The following is a 23,466-nucleotide window of genomic DNA, read 5'->3' as shown; positions in this document are numbered from 1 at the left end:
AGACCGAGCCCGATGACCGTCATCACCGCACAGAGCCCGCCCGGCGACCAGGGACCGCAGCCGAGCCCCGCGGAACCGCCCGCGCCGCCGGCGGCGGGCACCACCCTGCCCGGCCGCCGCACGACGCGCGCCGAGGCACGTCGCAACCTGTCCACGCTGCGCGCCACCGACGTGTACGCCATGCTCGGCGCCGCCGCCGCGTCCCTCTGCGTCACCTGGCTGCTGTTCGACCGGCTGCTGCCCTTCAACGGCGCCGTGGGCTTCGTCGTCGTGGCCTACGCGCTCTTCCTCGGCCTGTACGCGCTGCTGGTCTCCTTCGACGAGGACGGGCCGGCGGTGCGCGACCGGGTGGCCGCCGCGGTCGTCCAGAGTCTCGGCGTCGTGATGCTGGCCGTGCTGGCGTTCGTGGTCGTCTACACCCTCTACGAGGGCCGCGACGCGCTGCCGCACCTGAACTTCTACACCGAGTCGATGGCCGACGCGGGCCCGATCGAGCCGCTCGACGTCGGCGGCATCCTGCACGCGATCGTCGGCACGCTGTGGCAGATCTCCATCGCCCTGCTGATCTGCATCCCGACCGGGCTGGTGTGCGCGGTCTTCCTGAACGAGGTCCCGGGGGCCTTCAGCCGGTTCGTCCGCACCATGGTCGAGGCGATGACGGCCCTGCCGTCCATCGTCGCCGGCCTGTTCATCTACGCGACCTTCATCCTGGCGCTGGGCTTCGACCGCTCCGGTCTCGCCGCCGCGCTGGCGATCTCCGTGATGATGCTGCCGATCATCATCCGCGCGTCGGACGTGGTGATCCGGCTGGTCCCGGGAACGCTGCGCGAGGCGTCGTACGCCCTCGGCACCTCGCGGTGGCGCACGGTGTGGCACGTGGTGCTGCCCACCTCCCGGTCCGGACTGACGACGGCGATCATCCTGGGCACGGCCCGCGGTGTGGGGGAGACCTCACCGGTCCTGCTGACCGCCGGCTACACCGCCGAGCTCAACATGAACCCGCTCCACGACCCGATGGTGTCGCTGCCGCTGGCGACCTTCGAACTCGTCAAGTCCCCCGAGCCCACCTACATCGCCCGCGGCTTCGGCACCGCGGCGGTGCTCCTGGTGCTGGTGCTCGTCCTGTTCGTCATAGCCCGCGTCATCGGCGGGCGCGGACCGGGCCAGCTGACCCGCCGCCAGGAACACCGGCGCGTCAAGGCCTCCCGCCGGGACGCGAAGCGCTTCACCGCGTATGCCCCCGCAGACCAGCCGTCAACCAGATCCGCACCGACGAGGAGCACCCCGTGACCACCGCACTAGTCCGTCGTCCGCGCGCTACGCGCGTGTACCAGGCGCTGGCGCTGCTCGTCGCCGCGGTCTGCGCGCTGATCGCCGTCCATCCGCCGAACGCCTTCGCCGACAGCTACACGAAGATCAGCGGCTCCGGTTCGACCTGGAGCTCCAACGCGATCGAGCAGTGGCGCCGCAACGTCCGTCAGCAGGGCATGACCGTGAACTACTCGGCGGTCGGCTCGTCCGTCGGCCGTCAGCAGTTCAAGAACGGCACCTCCGACTTCGGCGTCTCCGAGATCCCCTACGGTCTCAACGACCTCGGCCAGGCGGACCCGCCGCCCACGCGCAAGTACGCCTACATGCCGATCGTGGCCGGTGGTACCTCGTTCATGTACAACCTGAAGATCGGCGGCAAGCAGGTCACCAACCTCCGGCTGTCCGGTGAGGTCCTCACCAAGATCTTCACCGGCAAGCTGACGATGTGGAACGCGCCGGAGATCAAGGCGGACAATCCCCGGCTGAATCTGCCGGCCCGCCGGATCGTCCCGGTGGTCCGCTCCGACGGCTCCGGTACGACCGCGCAGTTCTCCCTGTGGATGTCCAAGGAGTACGGCTCCCTGTGGAACGACTACTGCCGCCGGGCGGGCAAGTCGACGCCGTGCGGTCTGACGTCGTACTTCCCGGTGATCCCCGGCTCCGGCTTCGTCGCCCAGTCCCAGTCGCTCGGCGTCGCGGGCTACACCAAGCAGGCCCAGGCCGAGGGCGCCATCACCTACGTCGAGTACTCGTACGCGAGGAACGCGGGCTTCCCGGTGGCCAAGGTCCTCAACCACTCCGGCTACTACGTCGAGCCGACCGCCTCCAGCGTGGCCGTCGCGCTCACCAAGGCCAGGATCAACAGCGACCCGCGCTCGGCGAACTACCTGACCCAGAACCTGGACAGCGTCTACACCTTCGGGGACCGGCGCACCTACCCGCTCTCCAGCTACAGCTACATGATCATCCCCACCAGGGAGGAGATGGGCTTCACCAAGGCCAAGGGGAAGACGCTGAGCGCGTTCAACAACTACTTCCTCTGCGAGGGCCAGCAGCAGGCCGACCGGCTCGGCTACTCGCCGCTGCCGAAGAACCTGGTGGAAGCAGCCATGGACCAGACCCGGAAGATTCCGGGTGCCGTGACGGACAGCATCAACGTCAACAAGTGCAACAACCCGACGTTCTCCGGCGGCAAGAACCTCCTGATCCAGAATGCCCCCTACCCGCAGGCCTGCGACAAGAGGGGCTCCGACCAGTGCGCGACCGGCACGGGCGGCAACAAGACCCCCACGCAGGTCGGCGGCTCCGGCGGTTCGAGCTCCGGCGGTTCCGGTTCCGGCGGCTCCGGCTCGACCGGCGGGTCCGCCGCGACCGGCGGCTCGGGATCGACGGGCGGGTCCGGCTCCACGGGCTCGGGTGGCGCCACGGGCGGCTCCTCGGGCGGTGGCACGTCCGGCGGCTCCGGCGGCACGGGCGGCACGAGCGGGACGACCGGTGGGTCCGTCGTCGACCCCGAGACCGGCGAGGTCCTCGGCGGCGGCCAGTCCACCGGTGACTCCTCCGTCGCCGCCAGCCCGGTCTCCCTGGGTTCGGACGACGCACTCGGCCTGCGTACGGCGCTGATGGCGCTGTCGGCCGCGCTGCTCGTCGGCGTCGTCGTCGGGCCGCCGGCCGTCGCGCGCGTGATGGCCAACCGGACGCGCCGCAAGGGGGGTGCGGCATGACGACTCTGCCGAAGCGGCCCCGGCCGCGCGTCCTCGTCGCCGTGGGTTCGCTGCTCACCGCCCTGGCGGTGGCCCTGCTTCCGCTGCCGCCCGGCACGCCCGCCGCGGCGGCGGACAACACCGCGGAGGAGTCCGCGGTGACGAAGTCGGGGCCGAAGGGGAAGTACGACGACTTCTCCGGGCTGAAGGTGACGGTCCATCAGACGAAGGAGCTCCGGTCCCAGGGTGTGCGGGTCAGCTGGGCGGGCGGGGCACCGACGACCCCGAACGGCGCCCGGGGCAACTACCTGCAGATCATGCAGTGTTGGGGAGACGATCCGGACGGGCCCGACCGCGGCCAGTGCGTGTTCGGCGCCGGCGACGTGCTTCCGGGCTACAAGGCGAACACCCGAATGCTGACCGCGAACAAGGATCCTGAGGAGACGCAGGGCGACTTCGTCCCCTTCCGCCCCGCCAACGGTGAACACCCGACGACCACGCCGTTCGACACCACCTACTTCGGGCCGCTGGACACCAACGAGCAGAACGGCAGCCGCACGTACGCCAACGGCACGGGCGAAGTGCAGTTCGAGGTCCAGGACGGGGTTCAGGCGGACCACCTCGGCTGCGGTGAGAACACGGCTCCCGCCGGCAGCACCCCGACTCCTCGGAAGTGCTGGCTGGTCGTCGTGCCGCGTGGCACCCACGACACGGACGGCACAGTCGTCGATCCTGATACGGCCAGCTCGACCCTCTCCACGTCCCCGCTCTCCGCGACGAACTGGGCCCAGCGGATGGTCTTCCGCCTGGACTTCCTGCCCGTCGACAACTTCTGCCCGGAGGGCAGGTCCGAGCGCCCAGTGACCGGCTCCGAACTGGCCGCGGACGCGGTCAACTCGTGGCAGCCGAAGCTGTGCGCCACCACCGACAGCATGTTCTCCTACGACCCGGACAGCGAAGAACTCGCCAGGAACGGCGTGTCCGGCACGACGAGCGACACGCCTCTGCTGGGCGTCACCGTCGACCCGGTCACTCAGGCCGAAGGCCAACCGGACGTTGTGCACGCGCCGTTGGCGGTGTCCGGGCTGGCGATCGGATTCTTCATCGACTCCACGAAAACCGGCGTGATGCGGGAGATGAAGCTGACGCCGCGGCTCGTGGCCAAGATGCTCACCCATTCTTATGTCTGGACTGTGCCATGGAACAAGAAGCAACCTGAACCCGAGCAGGTAGCGGGAAATCCGAAGTCCTATTTCAGTGACGAGGAATTCAAGGAACTGAATCCTCAGTTCGCCGATTTCGCCGCGGATACGAATGCGTCCGGGCAGCTGAGTCTTATGGTTCCGTCGGGTAACTCCGACACCACGCGACTGCTGTGGAACTGGCTGCAGTCGGACAAGGACGCTCGGGATTTCCTCTCCGGAAAGCCCGACCCCTGGGGAATGCGGGTGAACTCGTACTTCCAGGGTCTGGATCTGGCCGAGAACACCTCGATCTCCGACTACCCCAAGAACGATCCGACCACAGCAGTCGCCCTCAACGCCGAGGACTCGACTCTGGAGGACAAGCCCACCTATGGATTGACGGCCCTCGACCCGTACACGGAGGACCTGCACGACGGAGCGGTGCGCACCCGCCGCGGCAACAACAACAACAGGATTGCCTGGGACGGGAGTCTCCTCAACAAGAACGAGTTGTTGAACTCGCCCAGCACCAACCACACTGTCATGGCTGTCGTCGACATCGCCTCGGCGCAGCGCTACGGACTGAACATCGCTGCGCTGCGCAACGCCGATGGCCGGTTCGTGAAGCCCACCGATGACACCCTGCTGAACGCGGTCGACGCCATGAAGGCATCGCCCGACAACGCCAAGGTTCTCAAGCCGGACCCCACGCTGGCCAAGGGCCAGGCCTACCCGCTGGCCGCGGTGACATACGCCGCGGCCTCGGTGAATCAGAGCACCGGGGACCGCAAGGCCTACGCGGACCTCATCAGGTACGCCGCCGGAGCGGGTCAGACGCCGGGCTCGTCGGCAGGCGAACTGCCCTACGGATACGCGCCGTTGCCGGACGGGCTGCGCAAGCAGGCGAAGGCTGCCGCCGACGACCTGGAGCGCGGGCAGATCTCGGATGATCCCGGCACACCGAACCCGGACGACCCCGGGGGCGGCGGTGCCGGAGGGCTCGCCTCCGGAGGCGACCCCGGAGGCAACGCCGGAGGAACATCCTCCGGTACCTCCGCCGGCGGGGCCTCGACGGGCGGCGAAGACGGTGGCGCGAATCCCAGCCCATCGGTCTCGGATGCATCCACCGGAAATGGGTCGACAACTTCCTCGTCCGGCGGCCAACAGAATGTCGCCAGCAGTGGAATCACCCCAGGTGAGGTTCTCGGTATCATCCGATGGGTTCTTCTCGTCGTCCTGTTCGTGGGCGGAGCGGCGGGGCTTGCAGGCCCGATAATGCTTCGCCTCGCGCAGCGGCGAACTCCCTAGGAGACACCTAGGAAGCCTTCCCGTAACCTTTCCCTCGTTGGGAATTGGTTGGCCACCGTGCCAAATTCTGGAAATGTACACGGTGGCCGACCGACGGGTCGGCAGCGCGAAAATCCGGATTCAGCTTGAACGTCCAGCCTTCGAAAATCCAGAAACCAAGGGGTTCAGAAGTGAACGTCAAGTCCTACGCCAAGGTTGGTGCCGCTGTCGGCGCCGCAGTGTTCGGTATCGGTGTCCTGGCCGCCCCCGCGTCGGCCGACCCGAACCCGGCCACCGACAAGCGCATCCTGGCGGGTGTCGGCTCCGACACCACCCAGTACGTGATGAACGGCCTCGCCAACGGCACCACCGTCGTGACCGGCGCCAGCAACGCCAAGATCCTCGCTTCCTGGGACGCCATCCCGCCGTCGGGTGTCGCCGACAACATCAGCACCAAGACGTCGGGCTGCACCTTCCCGCGTGCGGACGTGAACGGTTCCTCGAACGGCATCAACAAGCTGGTCGCCGAGATCGACGACACGGCCACGGCCGACTGTGTCGACTTCGCCCGTTCCTCGCGTGGCCCGCAGACCGCCGGCTCCAAGCTCACCTTCATCCCGTTCGCCAAGGACGCCGTCACCTACGCCTCCCGCCTGACCGGCACGGTGCCGACGAACCTGACGCGTGCGGACCTGATCAAGCTCTACACCTGCACGGCCGACCGTCCCGCGGGCATCAAGCCGCTGCTGCCGCAGGCCGGCTCCGGCACGCGGTCGTTCTGGCTGCAGTGGCTGAGCGACACCGCCACGCCGATCACGCCCGGCTCGTGCGTCAACGAGGGCCTCTCGCAGGCCCCGCAGGAGCACGACGGCACCGCGCTGACCGCGAACGACCAGATCATGCCGTACTCGATCGCCCAGTGGATCGCCCAGGGCAAGGGCCTCTCGGACGTCCCGAACCGTCGCGGCACGGCCTGGGTCCGCAGCATCAACGGCGTGGCCCCGACCACCGGCACGGGTTCCGCCACCGAGCTCAACTCCACCTTCCCCGTGGCTCGTGAGGTCTACAACGTCGTCTCGACCGCCCGGAAGGGCGAGTCGGCGATCGCGGAGGCCTTCGTCGGCTCCGGCTCGGACGTCTGCTCCGCCGCGAGCCTCGCCGTCATCAAGACCTACGGCTTCGGCGACCTGGCCACCGACGGCAACCCGAACACCAACTGCGGTGACACCACCATCACGGGCGACAAGTAAGCCTTGATCGCCAACTGACCCAAGCGTGACGGCCGGGCACCTTCCAGGTGCCCGGCCACCCGCGCTGTGCAGGGATCCATCCGACTAGCGTCCCCCGGGGGGCAATCGCAAATGAGAGTGCTTCATCCATTCCGAAGAGTGGCCGCCGTCCTGGCTGTCTGCGCCGCGCTGGCCATGGGCGTGGTGGGCTTGGTTGCCTCCCAGTCCCAGCCTGCCCGGGCGGCGGAGGCCGGGACGTTCACCATCACGCCCGACAGCGGGTCGCTCAGCGATCCTCAGCCCTTTGCCGGTTCCATAGAGCTCCCCGCCGCCTGCCCCGCCGACGTACTCGACCCCCTGACCTTCGACAGCGTGCTCAACCTCTCCGTGGTCAAGGAAGGTTCCGCGCCCAGGCTCGCGCTGTGGGGGATCACCGATGCGGCCCCCTACCACGGCCCGACCTCCACGGTCTCCCTGGCGGCCGCGGACAACCCGGGCATGGAGGTACGCAACCTGTCGGACTACATCACGGGTGACGGCACCTACGAGCTGCGCGTGGACTGCGTGGACCAGTACTCATACCTGCCCCCCGACTCCTACGGACTGCCGAGCCACTACTGGACCCAGAAGATCACCGTCTCCGGCGACACCTGGGTGGTCGGTGAGGGCGCCGCGACCACCTCGGTCGCGCTGGACTCAGGTGGTGCCTCCCGGTTCGAGCCCGACCAGGAAATCAAGCTCACCGCCACGATCACGCCCGCTGAGGCCACCGGCACCGTGACGTTCCTGGAAGGGGAGACGCCGCTGGGCAGCGGCCCGGTCACGGTCTCGGGCGGGAAGGCCGCGCTGACGACGTCGACTCTGCCCGAGGGGCGGCACGAACTCACCGCGCGGTTCACGTCGGCGAACGCCGGCCAGTGGGCGTCCTCGCAGTCCACCCCCATCCCCGTGACCGTGGCCAAGCCGACGGTGGAGATCCAGGACGAGAACGGCAAGCGACTGACCGGTACCCCCGGTCCGGAACTGCAGCGCGGCCAGACGGTGAAGGTGCTTGTCCGCGGCTGCGAAGCGGGCACCTCGTACTCGATGGCCCTCAGCAACCGTGACGAATCGTTCCCCGGCGCCACCGCCGATGCCAACGGGGTGGTGACCTGGAACTCGCTCACCGTTCCGGACGACATGGTTGCCGGTACATCGTCCTGGAACTTCTCGCCGGCCTGCAATTACCTGACCGGCGAAACCGCGTCTCAGGCGACCTTCACCGTCGCGGAGCCCTCCGACTCCCCCAGCGACAACCCGTCCGACAAGCCCACCGACGAGCCGACGGACGGGCCCACCGACGAGCCGACCGCCGATCCCACGGGCGACTCGGCCGGCACCTCCGGCGGCGGCAGCACCTCCGGCGGTGACTCCGGCGGCGGCAGCACCTCCGGCGGCAGCTCCACCTCCGGCGGCGCCTCGCCCTCCGGGGGCCTGGCCTCCACCGGCAGCCAGATCGCGCTGTTCTCCGGCGTCGGCGCCGTCGTCCTGACCGCGGCCGGCATCGCCTTCGTACGGTACGGCCGCCGCAACGGGCTGCTGTCCTTCGGCGAGCCCCGCTCGTAACGGCAGGCGGAAGCACGGGCGGCGGGCCCCCACCCCGCCGCCCGCCCTTCCGTTTCTCCCCTCCGCATCTCTTCACAGGAGCGCTTCCCGTGACCGTGCTGTCCCCGCCCCCGCCGGCCGAGGCGCCGCCGGCGCCGGCGCCTTCACCCGAGCCCGAGACCGGCTCAGGGCCGCCGCGGGCAGAACGCGCCGGCTTCGCCTTCGCCGGGGCCGCGCTGTGCGTGCTCGCCGCCCTGCTGCTCGGCTTCGCCGCCAACCTCACGATCGTGGGACACCTCCAGCATGCCCGCGACCAGCAGACCGCGTACGACGAGTACCGCCGTCAACTCGCCCTCGGCATCGCGCCGGTGGGGCAGCAGACGTACGACGGCAAGATGCTGGAGCCCGGCGCCCCGGTAGCGCTGCTGCGCATCCCGGCCCTGGGCCTGAAGGAAGTGATCGGGGAGGGCACCACTTCCGGTGTGCTGATGTCGGGCCCCGGCCACCGCCGGGACACCCCGTTGCCGGGCCAGGCAGGCACCAGCGTGATCATGGGCCGCCAGTGGGGGTACGGCAGCCCGTTCCACGGCCTGCACCGACTGCCCGCGGGCACCGAGATCGAGATGACGACGGGCCAGGGCAAGGCCACCTACCGGGTCACGGGCGTCCGCCGGGAGGGCGACCCGCTGCCGGCCGCCCTCAAGGACAACGAGGGCCGGCTCACGCTCACCACCGCCGAGGGCGGGCCGTACACCCCGTCCGGCACCCTCCGCGTCGACGCGACCCTCACAAGCGACGTACAGCCCGCCCCGCCCCGCCCGCTCGCCCTCGGCTGGGTCGGCGACTCCGAGCAGGCCTTCGGCATCGAGGGCGCGGCCTGGCTGCCGGTCTTCCTCTGGTCCCAGGGGCTGTTCCTGGCCGCCCTGCTCACCATGGCCGCCTACCGCGCGTGGGGCCGCTGGCAGACCTGGATCGTCGGCGTACCCGTACTGGCCGCGTTCGGCCTCGCCGTCTCCGGCGCCGCCGCCCGCCTGCTGCCCAACCTGCTCTGACCGACGAGGAGTTCAACCATCATGTCCGACACCACCGACACGGCCGACACCCTCGTCGACGAGCTCCTCGACCCGACGAAGCGGATACCGGCCGTCAAGGCGCCCCAGCGCGGCGCGGCCACCGCGGAGAGCGACCCGGCCACCCTGGAGGCCGACGCCATCTCGGCCTGGTTCGGCAATCACAAGGTGCTGGAGCAGGTCTCGCTCACCATGCCGGCCCGCAAGGTCACCGCGCTCATCGGCCCGTCCGGCTGCGGCAAGTCCACGTTCCTGCGGATCCTCAACCGCATGCACGAACTGGTCGGTTCGGCCTCCCTGTCGGGCCGGGTCCTCCTGGACGGCGACGACATCTACGACCGGGGGCGCCGCATCACCCACGCCCGCCGCCAGATCGGCATGGTCTTCCAGAAGCCCAACCCCTTCCCGGCGATGTCGATCTACGACAACGTCACCGCCGGCCTGAAGCTGGCCGGCCTGAAGGCGGGCCGCGAGGACAAGGACCGGCTCGTCGAGGAGTGCCTCACCAAGGCGGGCCTGTGGAAGGAGGTCCGGGACCGGCTCCGCCAGCCCGGTGGCGCGCTCTCCGGCGGTCAGCAGCAGCGCCTGTGCATCGCGCGGTCGCTTGCGGTCCGGCCCCGCGTCCTGCTGATGGACGAGCCGTGCTCCGCCCTTGACCCGACCTCGACGCGCCGCATCGAGGAGACGATCCACGAGCTGTCCGACGAGGTCACCATCGTGATCGTCACCCACAACATGCAGCAGGCGGCCCGCGTCTCCGACCAGTGCGCCTTCTTCCTCGCCGAGCAGGGCACCCCCGGCGTGATCGTCGAACACGGCGGCACGGACGCCATGTTCAACAGCCCACAGGATCCGCGCACCACGGACTACGTGAACGGCCGCTTCGGATAAGCCCGCGGCAGCCCGTGACAAGGGGTTCAGAAGTGAACGTCCGGTCTCGCATCAGGCCCGGTGCCCGACTGCCACTCCGCGGGGCCGTGGCCGTGGTCGCGTCCGCCGTCCTCGCGGGGTGTGCCGTCCCCGGGGCGGGCGGCAGGCCGTCGGCGGGGCCGTCCCCGAGCGCCCCGCCCACCGCGTCGGCCACCGACCGGGTGGCCACGGCTCCGCCCGAGCCGACGCCCTCCGGCACACCGACCCGGACCGGCCCGCCGGAGCCCGCGCCCACGGCGGTCACCAGCCGCCCAGCGCCCCCTCCCGCACCGTCCCCGAGCAGGCCCACCGCGGCTCCGACGACCGAACTGCCGGACCTGTCCGACACCGCGCCTCCGTCCGCCGCCGCCCGCCCCGGCGGCACCCCCGCCGAGCCGTCGTCGAAACCCTCGCCCGACGCCGGGACCCACGACCGGCGCAGCCGGGACGGCTCGACCACGCTGCGGATCGGCTCCTGGTCCGCCAAGGTCGTGCGGGGCGGCCAGGACGTCGTGGACTCCTGCCGGGACGCCGTGCAGTGGACCGGGCCCGACCTCGGCACCGAGGACGGCTACGGGCTGCGCACCGCCGTGGTCGTGGGCCACGACTACTGCGGCTTCTCGCGGTTCGCCACGCTGCCCGTGGACACGACGGTCACGGCCACCACACCGCGCGGCACCTTCACCTACCGCGTCTACGCCAACTACGTCTCACCCGGCCGCGGCACCCCCGCCCACGGCCTCTACTGGGGCGACCTCACGCTCCAGTCCTGCGTCGGCGAGAACACGGGCTTCAGCTACCTCGTGCGGGTGCAGCCGTAGCCCTCGTCTCCCCCAGGAGTTCATCTCGCCTTAGCCCCTAGAGCAGGCCAGGCGTCCCGCCGCGGGGCGCTCGCTGCCTAGCGTCGGGCGCGACGAACACAGCCACCCCCCACGCCCCGAGCGCCCCAAGGTCAGGAGTGACATCATGTCCCGTCCGCTCGCCAGGTCCCTCCGTGGAGTGGGCGCGCGGCTGCGCACCCGGCGTGGTCTGCGTGGCGCGTCCGTCGCCACGTGCGCCACGGTCGCCGCGGCCCTGCTCACCGCCGGCTCCCAGGCCCCGGCGCCCGTCTCCGCGGCTCGGACGCCGCAGGACGAGGGCGTGAGCGTGCCCGGCGGGTTCGTCGCCCCGGACGCCCCGCTGCCCGCGGTCCCCTCCCAGGGCGACGACTCCTACCACGTCGAACTCCCGCCCCTGAAGGGCGTGTCGAGCGCCGAGAGGCTGTGGGGCGAGCAGGCCGCGAAGCCCTCGCCGCGGCGTGTCACGGCCGAGGCCGGGCTGCCGTCGACCGTGTTCGACGCCTATCAGAAAGCCGCGGCCTCGGTCGGCCGCACCGACCCGGCCTGCGGACTGCGCTGGGAACTGCTCGCCGCGATCGGCAAGGTCGAGTCGGGTCACGCGGGCGGCGGCGCCGTCGCGGCGAACGGCGACACCCTCACCCGGATCACCGGCCCCGCCCTCGACGGCAACGGCTTCGCGCTGATCCTCGACAGCGAGAACGGCGTCTGGGACGGCGACCCGGTCTACGACCGGGCCGTCGGCCCCATGCAGTTCCTGCCGACCACCTGGAAGACCTGGGGCGCCGACGGCAACGGCGACGGCGTCGCCGACCCGAACAACGTCTACGACGCCGCCCTGGCCGCGGGCCACTACCTGTGCGCCGGCGACCGCGACCTGCGCACCGCGGCCGGCCTGGAGCGGGCGATCCTCAGCTACAACTACTCGCGTGACTACCTCAACCTCGTCCTCGGCTGGATGGAGTTCTACCTCCGGGGCGTGCACACCGTCCCCGACGGCACGGCCGTCGTCCCGAAGAGCCCCGGCGCGGGCGGTGACACCCCGGCCACGAAGCCGGTGCGCGACGGAGACGTGGGCGGCGGGAAGCCCTCCGGCGAGCCTTCCGACGAGCCCGGCTCCGCGCCCGGCGACACCGCCACGCCGTCCGCCGGGCCCGCGCAGCCCACCCGGACGCCGTCCCGGCCCGCCGCACCGTCGCCGTCGGCCGGCGCGAGCACCACGCCGACCCCGGACCCGACCGCCGAGCCCACGCCCACCGGGACACCCGGCCAGACCCCGACACAGACCCCCGTGGCCCCCGACCCCTCCGTACCGGCCCAGACGCCCACGGAGTCCGCCCCGGACCCCGAGCCGTCCACGGAAGCCCCCGCGTCCCCGACGCCCACCGAGACGACTCCCGAGCCCACCCCGACCGACACCACCACCCCCGCGGCCGGCGAGGCGAGCACCGGCACACCGACGACGGGCTGAGCGGCGGCGCCCCGGACACGGGGTTCAGCCGGCTCACCCGGCACTGAACCCCGTACCGGGCCCGCACGCCGCAGCTGGAATCCCGTGAGCGAGCCAGGGCCCAACTCCCCGTGAATCAGGGCGCGCTCGGCCACACCAGCAGCATGTACGCGCCGCAGTACGCCGAGCCCGCCACCGCCGTCGCCAGCACCAGCGCCCGGTACCTGCGGGAGGCCCGGGACAGATGCACCGCCACCGGCAGCAGCAGCGGGAAGCCGGGCAGCAGGAAGCGGGCGCGTGGGAAATAGACGCCGCCGCTGCACAGGACGATCACCAGCAGCACTCCGGTGAACACCAGCAGCGGCAGCGGCTGCCGGTCCCACACCGACAGCGCGAACAGCACCACCGAGACCAGCATCGTCAGGGTGACCACGATCAGGAACAGCTCCGGCCGTGACACCTGCCCGAACAGCTGGCGCAGCCGGCGCAGGGTCTCGTGGCCGCCGTCCAACTCGTTGTGCCACATCCGCTGCACGGCGAAGTAGCCGTCCCAGCGGCCCAGCCGCAGCCCCACCCAGCCGAGGTACCCGCACCAGCCGGCCGGGGCGAGCAGCGCGGCGGCCAGGGCCCGGCCCGAGAAGCGGCGGCGCAGCGACAGCAGGGCGGCGACGGAGACGGCCGCCGCCACCGCGATCCCGGTGGGCCGGGTCAGCCCGGCCAGGCACGCCCCCGCGGCGGCCCACAGCCAGCGCTCGTCCAGCACCGCGTACAGGGTCCAGGCGGCGAAGAGCGTGAACAGCGACTCGGTGTACCCCATCCACTGCACGAGGGAGACCGGCAGCGCCGCCCACAGTGTGGTGAGCAGGATCCCCGCCTGCCGCCCGGCCAGCCGCTCACCGACGGCGAACACGCCCCAGGCCGCGACCAGCGAGGCCAGCACGGCGATGCCGAGGCCGGTGCCGGCCCGGCTGCCCGGGGTGACCACGGCGACGGCCTTCACCAGCAGCGGGTAGAGCGGGAAGAACGCCAGGTTGTTGTGGTCGAAGGCGACACCCAGCTCATGCGCGTACCCGTGCTCGGCGATCCCCAGGTACCAGCGGGAGTCCCACTCCGTCGCCAGCATCGGCCAGACCCCGTGCCCGCGCCGGTGCGCCCACACGGCGAGGAACAGCAGCCCCGCGACATGCACGGAGACGAAGGCGGCCAGCGCGGGCGCCGCGCGCCGCAGCCCGTCCAGCAGCGCGCGGGAGGGGATGCCGGACGGTACGGGGGGCCGCCGGGTGCCCGGGATGTGTCCGCTGGGGGCGGTGTCGGGGGCGGTCGAGGACACGTCGGCGGCTCCAGTACTCGGCGGGCGGTACCGGTTCACCGTTCCCGCAGAGCGCGGGGGAGTGCGGCGGGTGCGTCAGCCGTGGCCGCTAAATCACCCTATCGAGGTGCGCCCGTTCGTCCCGGGCGCACCCCGGAGGCGGCCGCCGGCGTCTCAGATGCCGGCGGCCGCGGCCAGGTCCCGCTTGAGGGCGGCCAGCAGGCCGGCCGCGCGGTCCCGGGCGGCCGGCAGCCCGGCGTGCCCGGCGACCGGGACGACGACCTCCAGATAGCACTTCAGCTTGGGTTCCGTGCCGCTGGGCCGGACCACGATCCGGGCGCCGTCCAGGGTGTAGCGCAGCCCGTCGGTGGGCGGCAGCCGGTCCGAGCCGCGGGCCAGGTCCTCGGCCCGGGTGACCGCGAGACCGGCCAGCTCGGCGGGCGGGCGCGCGCGCAGCCGCCGCATGGCGTCCGCGATGACCGACAGGTCCTGCACCCGCACCGAGAGCTGGTCGGTGGCGTGCAGCCCGTACTCCACGGCCAGGTCGTCGAGGAGGTCCGGCAGGGTCCGGCCCCGCTCCTTCAGTTCGGAGGCCAGCTCCGTGACGAGCAGGGCGGCCGTGATGCCGTCCTTGTCCCGCACGCCCTGCGGGTCCACGCAGTAGCCGAGGGCCTCCTCGTAGCCGTAGCGCAGACCGTCCACACGGGCGATCCACTTGAACCCGGTGAGTGTCTCCTCGTACGGCAGCCCGGCCCGGCCGGCGATCCGGCCGAGCAGCGAGGACGAAACGATCGACTCGGCGAAGGTGCCGGTGGCGCCGCGCCCGACCAGATGCGCGGCGAGCAGCGCCCCGACCTCGTCGCCGCGCAGCATGCGCCACGCCCCGCCGTCCGGGACGGCGACGGCGAGCCGGTCGGCGTCCGGGTCGTTGGCGACGATCAGGTCCGGTTCGCTCGCGCGGGCCTGCGCGAAGGCCAGGTCCATCGCGCCGGGCTCCTCCGGGTTGGGGAAGGCGACGGTCGGGAAGTCCGGGTCGGGCTCGGCCTGTTCGGCGACGAGGACCGGTTCCGGGAACCCGGCACGGGCGAATGCGGCGAGCAGGACGTCCTTGCCGACGCCGTGCATCGCCGTGTAGACGGTGCGCGCGGTACGCGGCGAGCCGTCGGCGAGCACGGCGTCGGTACGGGCGAGATAGGCGTCCAGGACGGAGTCGTCGAGGATCTCCCAGCCCCCGTCCGGACGCGGCACGTCGTCGAGAGAGGCGATCGCGTCGATCTCGGCGGCGATCTCGCTGTCGGCGGGCGGCACGATCTGCGAACCTTCACCAAGGTAGACCTTGTAGCCATTGTCCCGGGGCGGGTTGTGGCTGGCGGTGACCTCCACGCCCGCGACGGCCCCCAGGTGCCGGATCGCGAAGGCGAGCACCGGGGTGGGCAGGGGCCGCGGCAGCACGGCCGCGCGCAGCCCGGCGCCGGTCATCACGGCCGCGGTGTCGCGGGCGAAGTCGGCGGACTTGTGCCGGGCGTCGTAGCCGACGACGACGAGTCCGCCGGTTCGCCCGTGCTTCCTGAGGTACGCGGCGAGACCGGCGGCGGCGCGGATGACGACCGCCCGGTTCATCCGCTGCGGGCCGGCGCCGAGTTCGCCCCGCAGGCCCGCGGTGCCGAACTGGAGGGTGCCGCTGAAGCGGGCGGCCAGCTCCGCGTGGTCCCCGGCGTCGATGAGCCCGGCGAGTTCCGCGCGGGTGTCCGGGTCGGGGTCCTCGGCCAGCCACGCTCGGGCCCGCGCGAGGAGTTCGTCGTGCACGGTCGGTCAACCTCCGTCGTCTTCAGTGTGGTTGGTGCTCTCAGCGGATCCGGCAGCGCCCGAGCTCCCGGCGGAGCGCCGTGTGCCCTACAGCCGGCCCAGCACCTGTGCCAGCAGCGCACCCATCCGCGTCGCGCTGTCCCGGCCCGCCTGGAGGACCTCCTCGTGGTTGAGGGGCTCGCCGGTCATGCCCGCCGCGAGGTTCGTCACCAGCGAGATGCCCAGCACCTCGGCGCCCGCCTCGCGCGCCGCGATGGCCTCCAACACCGTCGACATGCCCACCAGGTCCGCGCCGATCACCCGGGCCATCCGGATCTCGGCCGGCGTCTCGTAGTGCGGGCCGGGGAACTGCGCGTACACGCCCTCCTCCAGCGACGGGTCGATCTCCTTGCACAGGGCGCGCAGCCGCGGCGAGTACAGATCGGTCAGGTCGACGAAGTTCGCCCCGACGATCGGCGAGGTCGCCGTCAGATTGATGTGGTCGCTGATCAGCACCGGCTGTCCGGGCCGCATGCCCTCGCGCAGCCCGCCGCACCCGTTGGTCAGCACCACGGTCTTGCAGCCCGCCGCCACGGCGGTGCGCACCGCGTGCGCCACGGCGGCCACGCCCCGGCCCTCGTAGTAGTGCGTGCGGCCCAGGAAGACCAGCGCGCGCCGGTCCCCGATGGTGTACGAGCGGACCGTGCCGCCGTGTCCCACGACCGCCGGCGGCGGGAAGCCGGGCAGCTCGGTGACGGGGAACTCGGCGTCGGGAGCGCCCAGGGCGTCGACGGCGGGAGCCCAGCCGGAGCCCATCACGAGGACGACGTCGTGGGTCTCGGTGCGCGTGAGCCCGCGCAGGCGCGCCGCGGCCGCGTCGGCCGCGGCGTAGGGGTCGCCCTGGATGTCGTCCGGAAGAAGAGATGCGTTCACGCGGACGAGCCTAGCCGGTTTGTGCCTACGCGCGTAGATGATGAAGCTCAAGGGAATGCGATCGTTGTCTTGTCGTTTCCGACGAAAGCGCTCCGTCGGGGAGGGAGAGGAGGATCACTCCTCGGTGATGAAGACGTCCTTGTCGTTGAAGACCTCGACGATGAAGATCAGCAGCCGGCCCATGCTGACTGTGTACTCGACGAGGATGTTCTGCGTCAGGCGGATCGTCCGGTCGTCACCCGTGGCGCTTATCGGCCGGGACAGGTCGGGGAACGGATCGCGGGCGAGGAGCGAGATCCCCTTGTCGAAGGCCGCGCGCTGCCCGTCGTCGAGCCGGTCACGGGCCGCCGCTGCCTGCTCGGTGTAGTAGACCTGGTACGTGGATTTGGGGGCCATCGCACTCTCCGTTCGTGCATCGGTCCTGGGCGGAGTTTAGGCCCTGTCGTCAAATTCCCTCCCCCAGCCTCCGGCCGGGAGGTGCCCCCAGCCCCGCGACGCCATGCACGCTCCCCCGAGCTCTTCGAGCAGGGGGACCCCCACGACGCCGCGGGGCCCGCCCTCCGGGCGGACGACGGGAATGTGACGACAGGACCTCGTGGCCGGGCCGTTTCAGCAGGGGCGCTTCCGCAGCTCCATCACGTAGTCGTGGGGCGCGCCCGCCGACTCCGCCGCGTCGGCGATCTCCCCCAGATAGCGGGCCGAGGGCAGACCGCCCTCGTACCCGTTGAGCACGTACGTCCACGCCGGTTCCTCCCCGTCCAGGGTGTGCACCCGGATCCGCAGCCGCCGGTAGATGTCGAGCCCCACGCCCTCCCACCGGTCCATCGCCTGCTCGTCCATGGGGGCGATGTCGTACAGGCCGACGAAGACCTGGCACAGCGGATCCTCGACGATCGTCGCCAGCGCGCCCTCCCAGCCCAAGTGCTCGCCGCCGAAGGTCAGCCGCCAGCCGTTCAGCCAGCCGGTGGCGCGCAACGGCGAGTGCGGGGCGCGGCGGGACATGAGCCGTGCGTCGAGAGTGCCGGCGTATGCGGCATAGAGCGACATGGGTCGAGGGTACGGCAGCGGAAACTCCTGCCCCGCGGGTCTCCGGCGCCACCCCCGCCCCGCGTCCGCGCCCCATCGGCCCCGCAGATAACGGAACGCACACCACCACCGCCCCCGGGCGGAGCCACCTTGATGGGTGCGGGACAATGGGGTACGTGACTCGGATCGTGATCATCGGTGGCGGCCCCGGCGGATACGAAGCGGCGCTGGTGGCCGCGCAGCTCGGCGCGGAGGTGACCGTCGTCGACTGCGACGGCCTGGGCGGTGCGTCGGTGCTGACCGACTGCGTGCCGTCGAAGACCCTCATCGCCACGGCCGAGGTGATGACCACCTTCGACTCCTCCTACGAGGAGCTGGGGATCATCGTCGCCGACGACACGCCGCCGGCCGAGCAGGCCGCCCGCGTGGTCGGCGTCGACCTCGGCAAGGTCAACCGCCGGGTCAAGCGGCTCGCGCTCGCCCAGTCCCACGACATCACCGCCTCCGTCACCCGGGCCGGCGCCCGGGTCATGCGCGGCCGGGGCCGCCTGGAGGGCATGCAGGCCCTGGACGGCTCCCGCCAGGTCGTCGTCACGGCCGCCGACGGCACCGAGGAGACCCTCACCGCGGACGCCGTGCTCATCGCGACCGGCGGTCACCCGCGCGAGCTGCCCGACGCCCGGCCCGACGGCGAGCGCATCCTCAACTGGACCCAGGTCTACGACCTCACCGAGCTGCCGGAAGAGCTGATCGTGGTCGGCTCCGGCGTCACCGGCGCCGAGTTCGCCGGCGCCTACCAGGCCCTCGGCTCCAAGGTGACCCTCGTCTCCTCCCGCGACCGCGTGCTGCCCGGCGAGGACCCGGACGCCGCCGCCGTCCTGGAGGACGTCTTCCGCCGCCGCGGCATGAATGTCATGGCCCGCTCCCGCGCCGCCGCCGCCAAGCGGGTCGGCGATGTCGTCGAGGTCACCCTCGCCGACGGCCGGGTCATCACCGGCACCCACTGTCTGATGGCCGTCGGCGCCATCCCGAACAGCGCCGGACTCGGCCTGGAGAAGGCGGGCGTCAAGCTGCGCGAGTCGGGGCACATCTGGACCGACAAGGTGTCCCGGACCACCGCACCCGGCGTGTACGCGGCCGGCGACGTCACGGGCGTCTTCGCCCTGGCGTCCGTCGCCGCCATGCAGGGGCGCATCGCCATGTACCACTTCCTGGGCGACGCGGTGGCCCCGCTGAACCTGAAGACGGTCTCCTCCAACGTCTTCACCGACCCGGAGATCGCCACCGTCGGGTACAGCCAGGCCGACGTCGATGCCGGCAAGATCGACGCCCGGGTCGTGAAGCTGCCGCTGCTGCGCAACCCGCGCGCCAAGATGCAGGGCATCCGGGACGGCTTCGTCAAGATCTTCTGCCGCCCCGGCACCGGGATCGTGGTGGGCGGTGTCGTGGTGGCGCCGCGCGCCTCGGAACTGATCCACCCCATCTCGATCGCCGTCGACAACAATCTGACGGTCGAGCAGATCGCGAACGCCTTCACGGTGTACCCGTCGCTGTCGGGCTCGATCGCCGAGGTGGCCCGCCAGCTCCACACCCGCAAGGAGACCGGCGCGGGCTGACGCCTCCGGGGGCCCGAACTGCCCACCGGTCACAGGGAGTTGCCGCGCATGCGGGCGGCATAGTCGGAACGGATAGGCCTTATACCACTTCCGACCCTGCTGTGCGAACAACTTCTGTTATTCGGCGCAAACTGCTGAAAGCAGACGGTCGTTGGGGTTACTGTCAGTTTCGTGTTCGCTGCAGAACGTCGCCAATTGATCCTCGAAATGGTGCGAGCGAACGGGGCCGTGTCGCTCCGTGAACTCGCCCGCGTCGTCCAGACCTCCGAAGTGACCGTACGGCGGGACGTGCGCGCACTGGAGGCAGAAGGACTCCTAGACCGCCGGCACGGCGGTGCGGTACTGCCGGGCGGATTCACGCGGGAGTCCGGCTTTCCGCAGAAGTCACATCTCGCGACCGCCGAGAAGACGGCCATCGCCGACCTCGCCGCGGGACTCGTCGAAGAGGGCGAGGCCATCGTGGTCGGCGCCGGTACGACCACCCAGGAGCTGGCCCGCCGGCTCGCCCGGGTGCCCGGACTGACCGTCGTCACCAACTCGCTGCTGGTGGCCCAGGCGTTGGCGCACGCCAACCGCGTGGAGGTCGTGATGACCGGCGGCACCCTGCGCGGTTCCAACTACGCCCTCGTCGGCTCCGGCGCCGAACAGTCGCTCCAGGGGCTCCGGGTCTCCAAGGCGTTCCTGTCGGGCAGCGGCCTGACCGCCGAACGGGGCCTGTCCACGTCCAACATGCTGTCGGCGTCCGTGGACCGTGCGCTGGTGCAGGCCGCCGCGGAGGTCGTGGTCCTGGCCGACCACACCAAGCTGGGTACGGACACGATGTTCCAGACGGTGCCGACGGATGTCATCACCCGACTGGTCACCGACGAGCCCCCGGCCCACGACGACCGCGCCGCCACCGAGCTCCAGGCCCTCGCCGACCAGGGGGTGCAGATCGCCGTGGCCGGGGCGGCGGGCAGCCCGGGGGGTGATCAGGTCCCGGCGCGCCAGCAGCGCCGGGACGTGCCCCTGCCCGGTCAGCGGCGCGGCCAGGTCCCGGCCTCGGGACTGCGCACGGCCGCGGTGCTCGGTGCCGACCAGCCGGCGGCCACGGACCGCGCCCGGGTGGCGGATCTGCGCCGGCGCTGAACGCTCCGCTGGGTGAGCCGTGATGGGTCGTGGTTGGGTGCGGCTTCGTCGTGGCTGGTCGCGCAGTTCCCCGCGCCCCTATGGGGCGCGCTGGTGGCGAGGGGTTGGGTGCGGCTGGTCGCGTAGTTCCTCGCGGCCCTTTGGGGGGCGTTGGTGGCGGGGCTTCGTTGGATGGGTTGCGATGGGTCGTGGTTGGGTGCGGCTTCGTCGTGGCTGGTCGCGCAGTTCCCCGCGCCCCTATGGGGCGCGCTGGTGGCGAGGGGTTGGCTGTGGCTGGTCGCGTAGTTCCTCGCGGCCCTTTGGGGGGCGTTGGTGGCGGGGTTGTCTAGTGGGTCAGGCCGCGTAGGGTCAGGTGGAGGAGTCGGTCCGCCAGGTCCGGGTCGTCCGGTGACTCGGCCGCCGCGAGCCCGATGGCGTGGGTGAGCTGGAGCAGGTCGCCGATGGTGACATCGGACCGTACGGCGCCCGCCTCCCGGGCCCGGGCGAGCAGCGCGCCGCCCGCCTCACGGATCGGTGTGCCGCAACGGGCCAGCGCCGAACCGGAGTCGGCGGAGTCGGACGACACCGACATCAGCGCCAGCGACAGACCGCGGTACGCCCCGGCGTGCGCGACCACCTCGCGCAGCCATGTCACCAGGGCCGAACAGGGCTCGGGGGCGTGCAGCAGATCGCGTGCGCGGGCGACGAGTTCGCCCACCGCGTCCTCGAAGACGGCGCTCAGCAGTGCGTGCCGGTTGGGGAAGTGCCGGTAGAGCGTGCCGATCCCGACCCCGGCGCGCCGGGCCACGTCCTCCAGCGAGGCGTCCGTGCCGTGCTCGGCGAACGCGGCGCGGGCCTGCGTCAGCAGCCGCTCGTAGTTACGGCGGGCGTCGGCACGCATGGCACGCGGGGCCCCGGCAGTCTCCTGTGCGAACACGCCCGCCATACCCGCCACCCGCCCTCTCTCCCACCCCGGACTGCCCTCCAGGATGCCACCGAGCCCCCCAAAGCCGAGCCGCCCGCGGCGGGCCGGGTCGCACGGGTGGCGACAAGACCCTGCCCCGCCTGCTGACGCCCCCCGTGACCCTCGGCGTCGGCAGTGCTGCCGTAAAGGCCCGGCCTGGGGAGACACGACACCCCACGGAGTGCCGGTGGCGGGCCGTGGGGTGTGTGGGGGTGCGGCGGATCGGGTTCCGGCCGCGTCAGTCCTTGATCTCGCAGATCGCCGCGCCCGAGGTGAGGGACGCGCCGACCTCCGCGCTCAGGCCCTTGATGGTGCCCGCCTTGTGCGCGTTCAGCGGCTGCTCCATCTTCATGGCTTCGAGGACCACCACCAGGTCGCCCTCCTTGACCTCCTGGCCCTCCTCGACCGCGACCTTCACGATCGTGCCCTGCATCGGGGAGGCGAGGGTGTCGCCGGAGGCCACGGGCCCGGACTTCTTCGCCGCCCGGCGCTTCGGCTTGGCGCCCGCCGCCAGACCCGTACGGGCCAGGCTCATGCCGAGCGAGACCGGCAGCGACACCTCAAGGCGCTTGCCGCCGACCTCGACGACGACGGTCTCGCGGACGCCGTCCTCCTCCGCCTCGGTGTCGGCGGGCGTCGCGAACGGCTTGATCTCGTTGACGAACTCGGTCTCGATCCACCGGGTGTGGACCGTGAACGGGTCCGCGGAGCCGGTCAGCTCGGGCGCGAACGCCGGGTCCCGGACCACCGCGCGGTGGAACGGGATCGCCGTCGCCATGCCCTCGACCTGGAACTCGTCCAGCGCGCGGGCGGCCCGCTCCAGGGCCTCCTCGCGGGTACGGCCGGTGACGATCAGCTTGGCGAGCAGGGAGTCCCAGGCGGGGCCGATGACCGAGCCCGCCTCGACACCCGCGTCCAGGCGGACACCGGGGCCGGCCGGCGGGTCGAAGCGGGTGACCGTGCCGGGCGCGGGCAGGAAGCTGCGGCCGGGGTCCTCGCCGTTGATGCGGAACTCGAAGGAGTGGCCGCGCAGCTCCGGGTCGCCGTAGCCCAGTTCCTCGCCGTCGGCGATGCGGAACATCTCCCGCACCAGGTCGATGCCGGCGACCTCCTCGGTGACCGGGTGCTCGACCTGGAGCCGGGTGTTGACCTCCAGGAAGGAGATCGTGCCGTCCGCGCCGACCAGGAACTCCACGGTGCCGGCGCCGACGTAGCCGGCCTCCTTGAGGATGGCCTTGGAGGCCTGGTACAACTCGGCGACCTGCGCGTCCGAGAGGAAGGGCGCGGGGGCCTCCTCGACCAGCTTCTGGTGCCGGCGCTGCAGCGAGCAGTCACGCGTGGAGACGACGACCACGTTGCCGTGCTGGTCGGCCAGGCACTGCGTCTCCACGTGCCGCGGCTTGTCCAGGTAGCGCTCGACGAAGCACTCGCCGCGGCCGAAGGCGGCGACCGCCTCGCGCACCGCGGACTCGTACAGCTCGGGCACCTCTTCGAGGGTCCGGGCGACCTTCAGGCCACGCCCGCCACCGCCGAAGGCGGCCTTGATGGCGATCGGCAGGCCGTGCTCCTCGGCGAAGGCGACGACCTCGTCGGAACCGTTCACCGGATCGGGCGTACCGGCGACCAGCGGGGCGCCCGCGCGCTGTGCGATGTGCCGGGCCGCCACCTTGTCGCCCAGGTCGCGGATGGCCTGCGGCGGCGGGCCGATCCAGATCAGGCCCGCGTCCAGGACCGCCTGAGCGAACTCGGCGTTCTCGGAGAGGAACCCGTAGCCGGGGTGAACGGCGTCCGCGTCCGAGTCGCGCGCCGCGTTCAGGACCTTCTCGATGTCCAGGTAGCTGCTGGCCGGGGTGTCACCGCCCAGGGCGAACGCCTCATCCGCGGCGCGGACATGCAGAGCGTCCCGGTCCGGGTCCGCGTAGACGGCCACGCTCGCGATCCCTGCGTCCCGGCAGGCCCGGGCCACGCGGACAGCGATTTCGCCACGGTTGGCGATGAGCACCTTGCGCACGATTGAGGCTCCCTCCTTGAAACAAGCCGAGTTTAGGGACTGCCGACACGGCACTTCGACCGGTCCCCATTGGTGAGCTTGCCCACACGGAGCGTGATACGTGGCCCGCTCGACCCGCGAAAGCCCTTGTCGCACCACGGTACGCAGGACTC

Annotated in this window: 18 protein-coding genes; 11 read left to right on the top strand and 7 right to left on the bottom strand. The window is 71.6% G+C overall.

Annotated elements, in window-relative coordinates; genetic code table 11:
• Nucleotides 1-12: 12 nt before the first annotated feature.
• The 9 genes from pstA (at nucleotide 13) to CTZ28_RS01975 (ending at nucleotide 12,584) form a co-directional block, all read left to right on the top strand.
• Nucleotides 13-1,290, top strand: coding sequence for a phosphate ABC transporter permease PstA (gene pstA, locus CTZ28_RS02015; protein ID WP_121887418.1), 1,278 nt, complete (start codon nucleotides 13-15; stop codon nucleotides 1,288-1,290).
• A complete protein-coding gene (gene pstS / locus CTZ28_RS02010; protein WP_220795301.1) occupies nucleotides 1,287-3,035 on the top strand; it encodes a phosphate ABC transporter substrate-binding protein PstS in 1,749 nt (582 codons plus the stop codon). The genes pstA and pstS overlap by 4 nt, the downstream gene beginning before the upstream one ends.
• 137 nt (nucleotides 3,036-3,172) lie before the next feature.
• A complete protein-coding gene (locus CTZ28_RS02005; RefSeq protein ID WP_147481105.1) occupies nucleotides 3,173-5,506 on the top strand; it encodes a substrate-binding domain-containing protein in 2,334 nt (777 codons plus the stop codon).
• A 170-nt stretch (nucleotides 5,507-5,676) separates the two neighbouring features.
• Entirely contained in the window at nucleotides 5,677-6,735 is a 1,059-nt protein-coding gene (locus CTZ28_RS02000; protein WP_121887416.1) for a substrate-binding domain-containing protein, read from the top strand.
• 138 nt (nucleotides 6,736-6,873) lie between these two features.
• Entirely contained in the window at nucleotides 6,874-8,319 is a 1,446-nt protein-coding gene (locus CTZ28_RS01995) for an Ig-like domain repeat protein (protein ID WP_183154212.1), read from the top strand.
• 89 nt (nucleotides 8,320-8,408) lie between these two features.
• Nucleotides 8,409-9,350 carry a sortase gene (locus CTZ28_RS01990; RefSeq protein ID WP_121887414.1) on the top strand — a complete coding sequence of 314 codons (942 nt, stop codon included), beginning with the start codon at nucleotides 8,409-8,411 and terminating at the stop codon, nucleotides 9,348-9,350.
• 21 nt (nucleotides 9,351-9,371) lie between these two features.
• A complete protein-coding gene (locus CTZ28_RS01985; RefSeq protein ID WP_121887413.1) occupies nucleotides 9,372-10,259 on the top strand; it encodes a phosphate ABC transporter ATP-binding protein in 888 nt (295 codons plus the stop codon).
• A 32-nt stretch (nucleotides 10,260-10,291) separates the two neighbouring features.
• Nucleotides 10,292-11,098, top strand: a complete 807-nt coding sequence (locus CTZ28_RS01980) for a hypothetical protein (protein ID WP_147481104.1) — start codon at nucleotides 10,292-10,294, stop codon at nucleotides 11,096-11,098.
• Nucleotides 11,099-11,243: 145 nt separating this feature from the next.
• Complete coding sequence (locus CTZ28_RS01975; RefSeq protein ID WP_121887411.1) at nucleotides 11,244-12,584, top strand: lytic transglycosylase domain-containing protein; 1,341 nt, start codon at nucleotides 11,244-11,246, stop codon at nucleotides 12,582-12,584.
• Between the two features lie 115 nt (nucleotides 12,585-12,699).
• Here the strand turns inward: CTZ28_RS01975 and CTZ28_RS01970 are convergent, their stop codons facing one another.
• From CTZ28_RS01970 to CTZ28_RS01950, 5 genes are all read right to left on the bottom strand, one after another.
• Nucleotides 12,700-13,893, bottom strand: coding sequence for a glycosyltransferase family 39 protein (locus CTZ28_RS01970; protein WP_121887410.1), 1,194 nt, complete (start codon nucleotides 13,891-13,893; stop codon nucleotides 12,700-12,702).
• 153 nt (nucleotides 13,894-14,046) lie between these two features.
• Nucleotides 14,047-15,678, bottom strand: coding sequence for a phospho-sugar mutase (locus CTZ28_RS01965; RefSeq protein WP_121887409.1), 1,632 nt, complete (start codon nucleotides 15,676-15,678; stop codon nucleotides 14,047-14,049).
• 87 nt (nucleotides 15,679-15,765) lie between these two features.
• Entirely contained in the window at nucleotides 15,766-16,590 is an 825-nt protein-coding gene (locus CTZ28_RS01960) for a purine-nucleoside phosphorylase (protein ID WP_121887408.1), read from the bottom strand.
• A gap of 114 nt (nucleotides 16,591-16,704) precedes the next feature.
• Nucleotides 16,705-16,986 (bottom strand): type II toxin-antitoxin system RelE family toxin, encoded by a 282-nt coding sequence (locus CTZ28_RS01955; RefSeq protein WP_121887407.1) that lies wholly within the window; start codon nucleotides 16,984-16,986, stop codon nucleotides 16,705-16,707.
• A gap of 213 nt (nucleotides 16,987-17,199) precedes the next feature.
• Nucleotides 17,200-17,637, bottom strand: coding sequence for a gamma-glutamylcyclotransferase family protein (locus CTZ28_RS01950; protein ID WP_121887406.1), 438 nt, complete (start codon nucleotides 17,635-17,637; stop codon nucleotides 17,200-17,202).
• A gap of 146 nt (nucleotides 17,638-17,783) precedes the next feature.
• Here CTZ28_RS01950 and CTZ28_RS01945 point away from each other — a divergent pair, with 146 nt between their 5' ends.
• On the top strand, nucleotides 17,784-19,232 hold the full coding sequence (locus CTZ28_RS01945; RefSeq protein WP_121887405.1) for an NAD(P)H-quinone dehydrogenase: 1,449 nt from the start codon (nucleotides 17,784-17,786) through the stop codon (nucleotides 19,230-19,232).
• A gap of 171 nt (nucleotides 19,233-19,403) precedes the next feature.
• Nucleotides 19,404-20,360 carry a DeoR/GlpR family DNA-binding transcription regulator gene (locus CTZ28_RS01940; protein WP_121887404.1) on the top strand — a complete coding sequence of 319 codons (957 nt, stop codon included), beginning with the start codon at nucleotides 19,404-19,406 and terminating at the stop codon, nucleotides 20,358-20,360.
• A 325-nt stretch (nucleotides 20,361-20,685) separates the two neighbouring features.
• On the opposite strand, the gene CTZ28_RS01935 is transcribed toward CTZ28_RS01940, so the two are convergent.
• Both CTZ28_RS01935 and CTZ28_RS01930 read right to left on the bottom strand, forming a co-directional pair.
• Complete coding sequence (locus CTZ28_RS01935; RefSeq protein ID WP_121887403.1) at nucleotides 20,686-21,240, bottom strand: TetR/AcrR family transcriptional regulator; 555 nt, start codon at nucleotides 21,238-21,240, stop codon at nucleotides 20,686-20,688.
• A 301-nt stretch (nucleotides 21,241-21,541) separates the two neighbouring features.
• Nucleotides 21,542-23,314, bottom strand: coding sequence for an acetyl/propionyl/methylcrotonyl-CoA carboxylase subunit alpha (locus tag CTZ28_RS01930; protein ID WP_121887402.1), 1,773 nt, complete (start codon nucleotides 23,312-23,314; stop codon nucleotides 21,542-21,544).
• Nucleotides 23,315-23,466 lie beyond the last annotated feature (152 nt).

Origin of the sequence: Streptomyces shenzhenensis, from assembly GCF_003688995.1 — a bacterium.
Taxonomy (GTDB): domain Bacteria; phylum Actinomycetota; class Actinomycetes; order Streptomycetales; family Streptomycetaceae; genus Streptomyces; species Streptomyces shenzhenensis_A.
Note: the sequence above shows the minus strand (reverse complement) of the source record. Positions and strands in the feature narration are given on the sequence as shown.

What these genes read in the sequence shown, in the direction of transcription:
- CTZ28_RS01935 (WP_121887403.1), bottom strand. Translation starts at nt 21,240, where the DNA reads ATGCGTGCCGACGCCCGCCGTAACTACGAGCGGCTGCTGACGCAGGCC.
- CTZ28_RS01955 (WP_121887407.1), bottom strand. Translation starts at nt 16,986, where the DNA reads ATGGCCCCCAAATCCACGTACCAGGTCTACTACACCGAGCAGGCAGCG.
- pstA (WP_121887418.1), top strand. Translation starts at nt 13, where the DNA reads ATGACCGTCATCACCGCACAGAGCCCGCCCGGCGACCAGGGACCGCAG.
- CTZ28_RS01975 (WP_121887411.1), top strand. Translation starts at nt 11,244, where the DNA reads ATGTCCCGTCCGCTCGCCAGGTCCCTCCGTGGAGTGGGCGCGCGGCTG.
- CTZ28_RS01985 (WP_121887413.1), top strand. Translation starts at nt 9,372, where the DNA reads ATGTCCGACACCACCGACACGGCCGACACCCTCGTCGACGAGCTCCTC.
- CTZ28_RS01950 (WP_121887406.1), bottom strand. Translation starts at nt 17,637, where the DNA reads ATGTCGCTCTATGCCGCATACGCCGGCACTCTCGACGCACGGCTCATG.
- CTZ28_RS01945 (WP_121887405.1), top strand. Translation starts at nt 17,784, where the DNA reads ATGGGGTACGTGACTCGGATCGTGATCATCGGTGGCGGCCCCGGCGGA.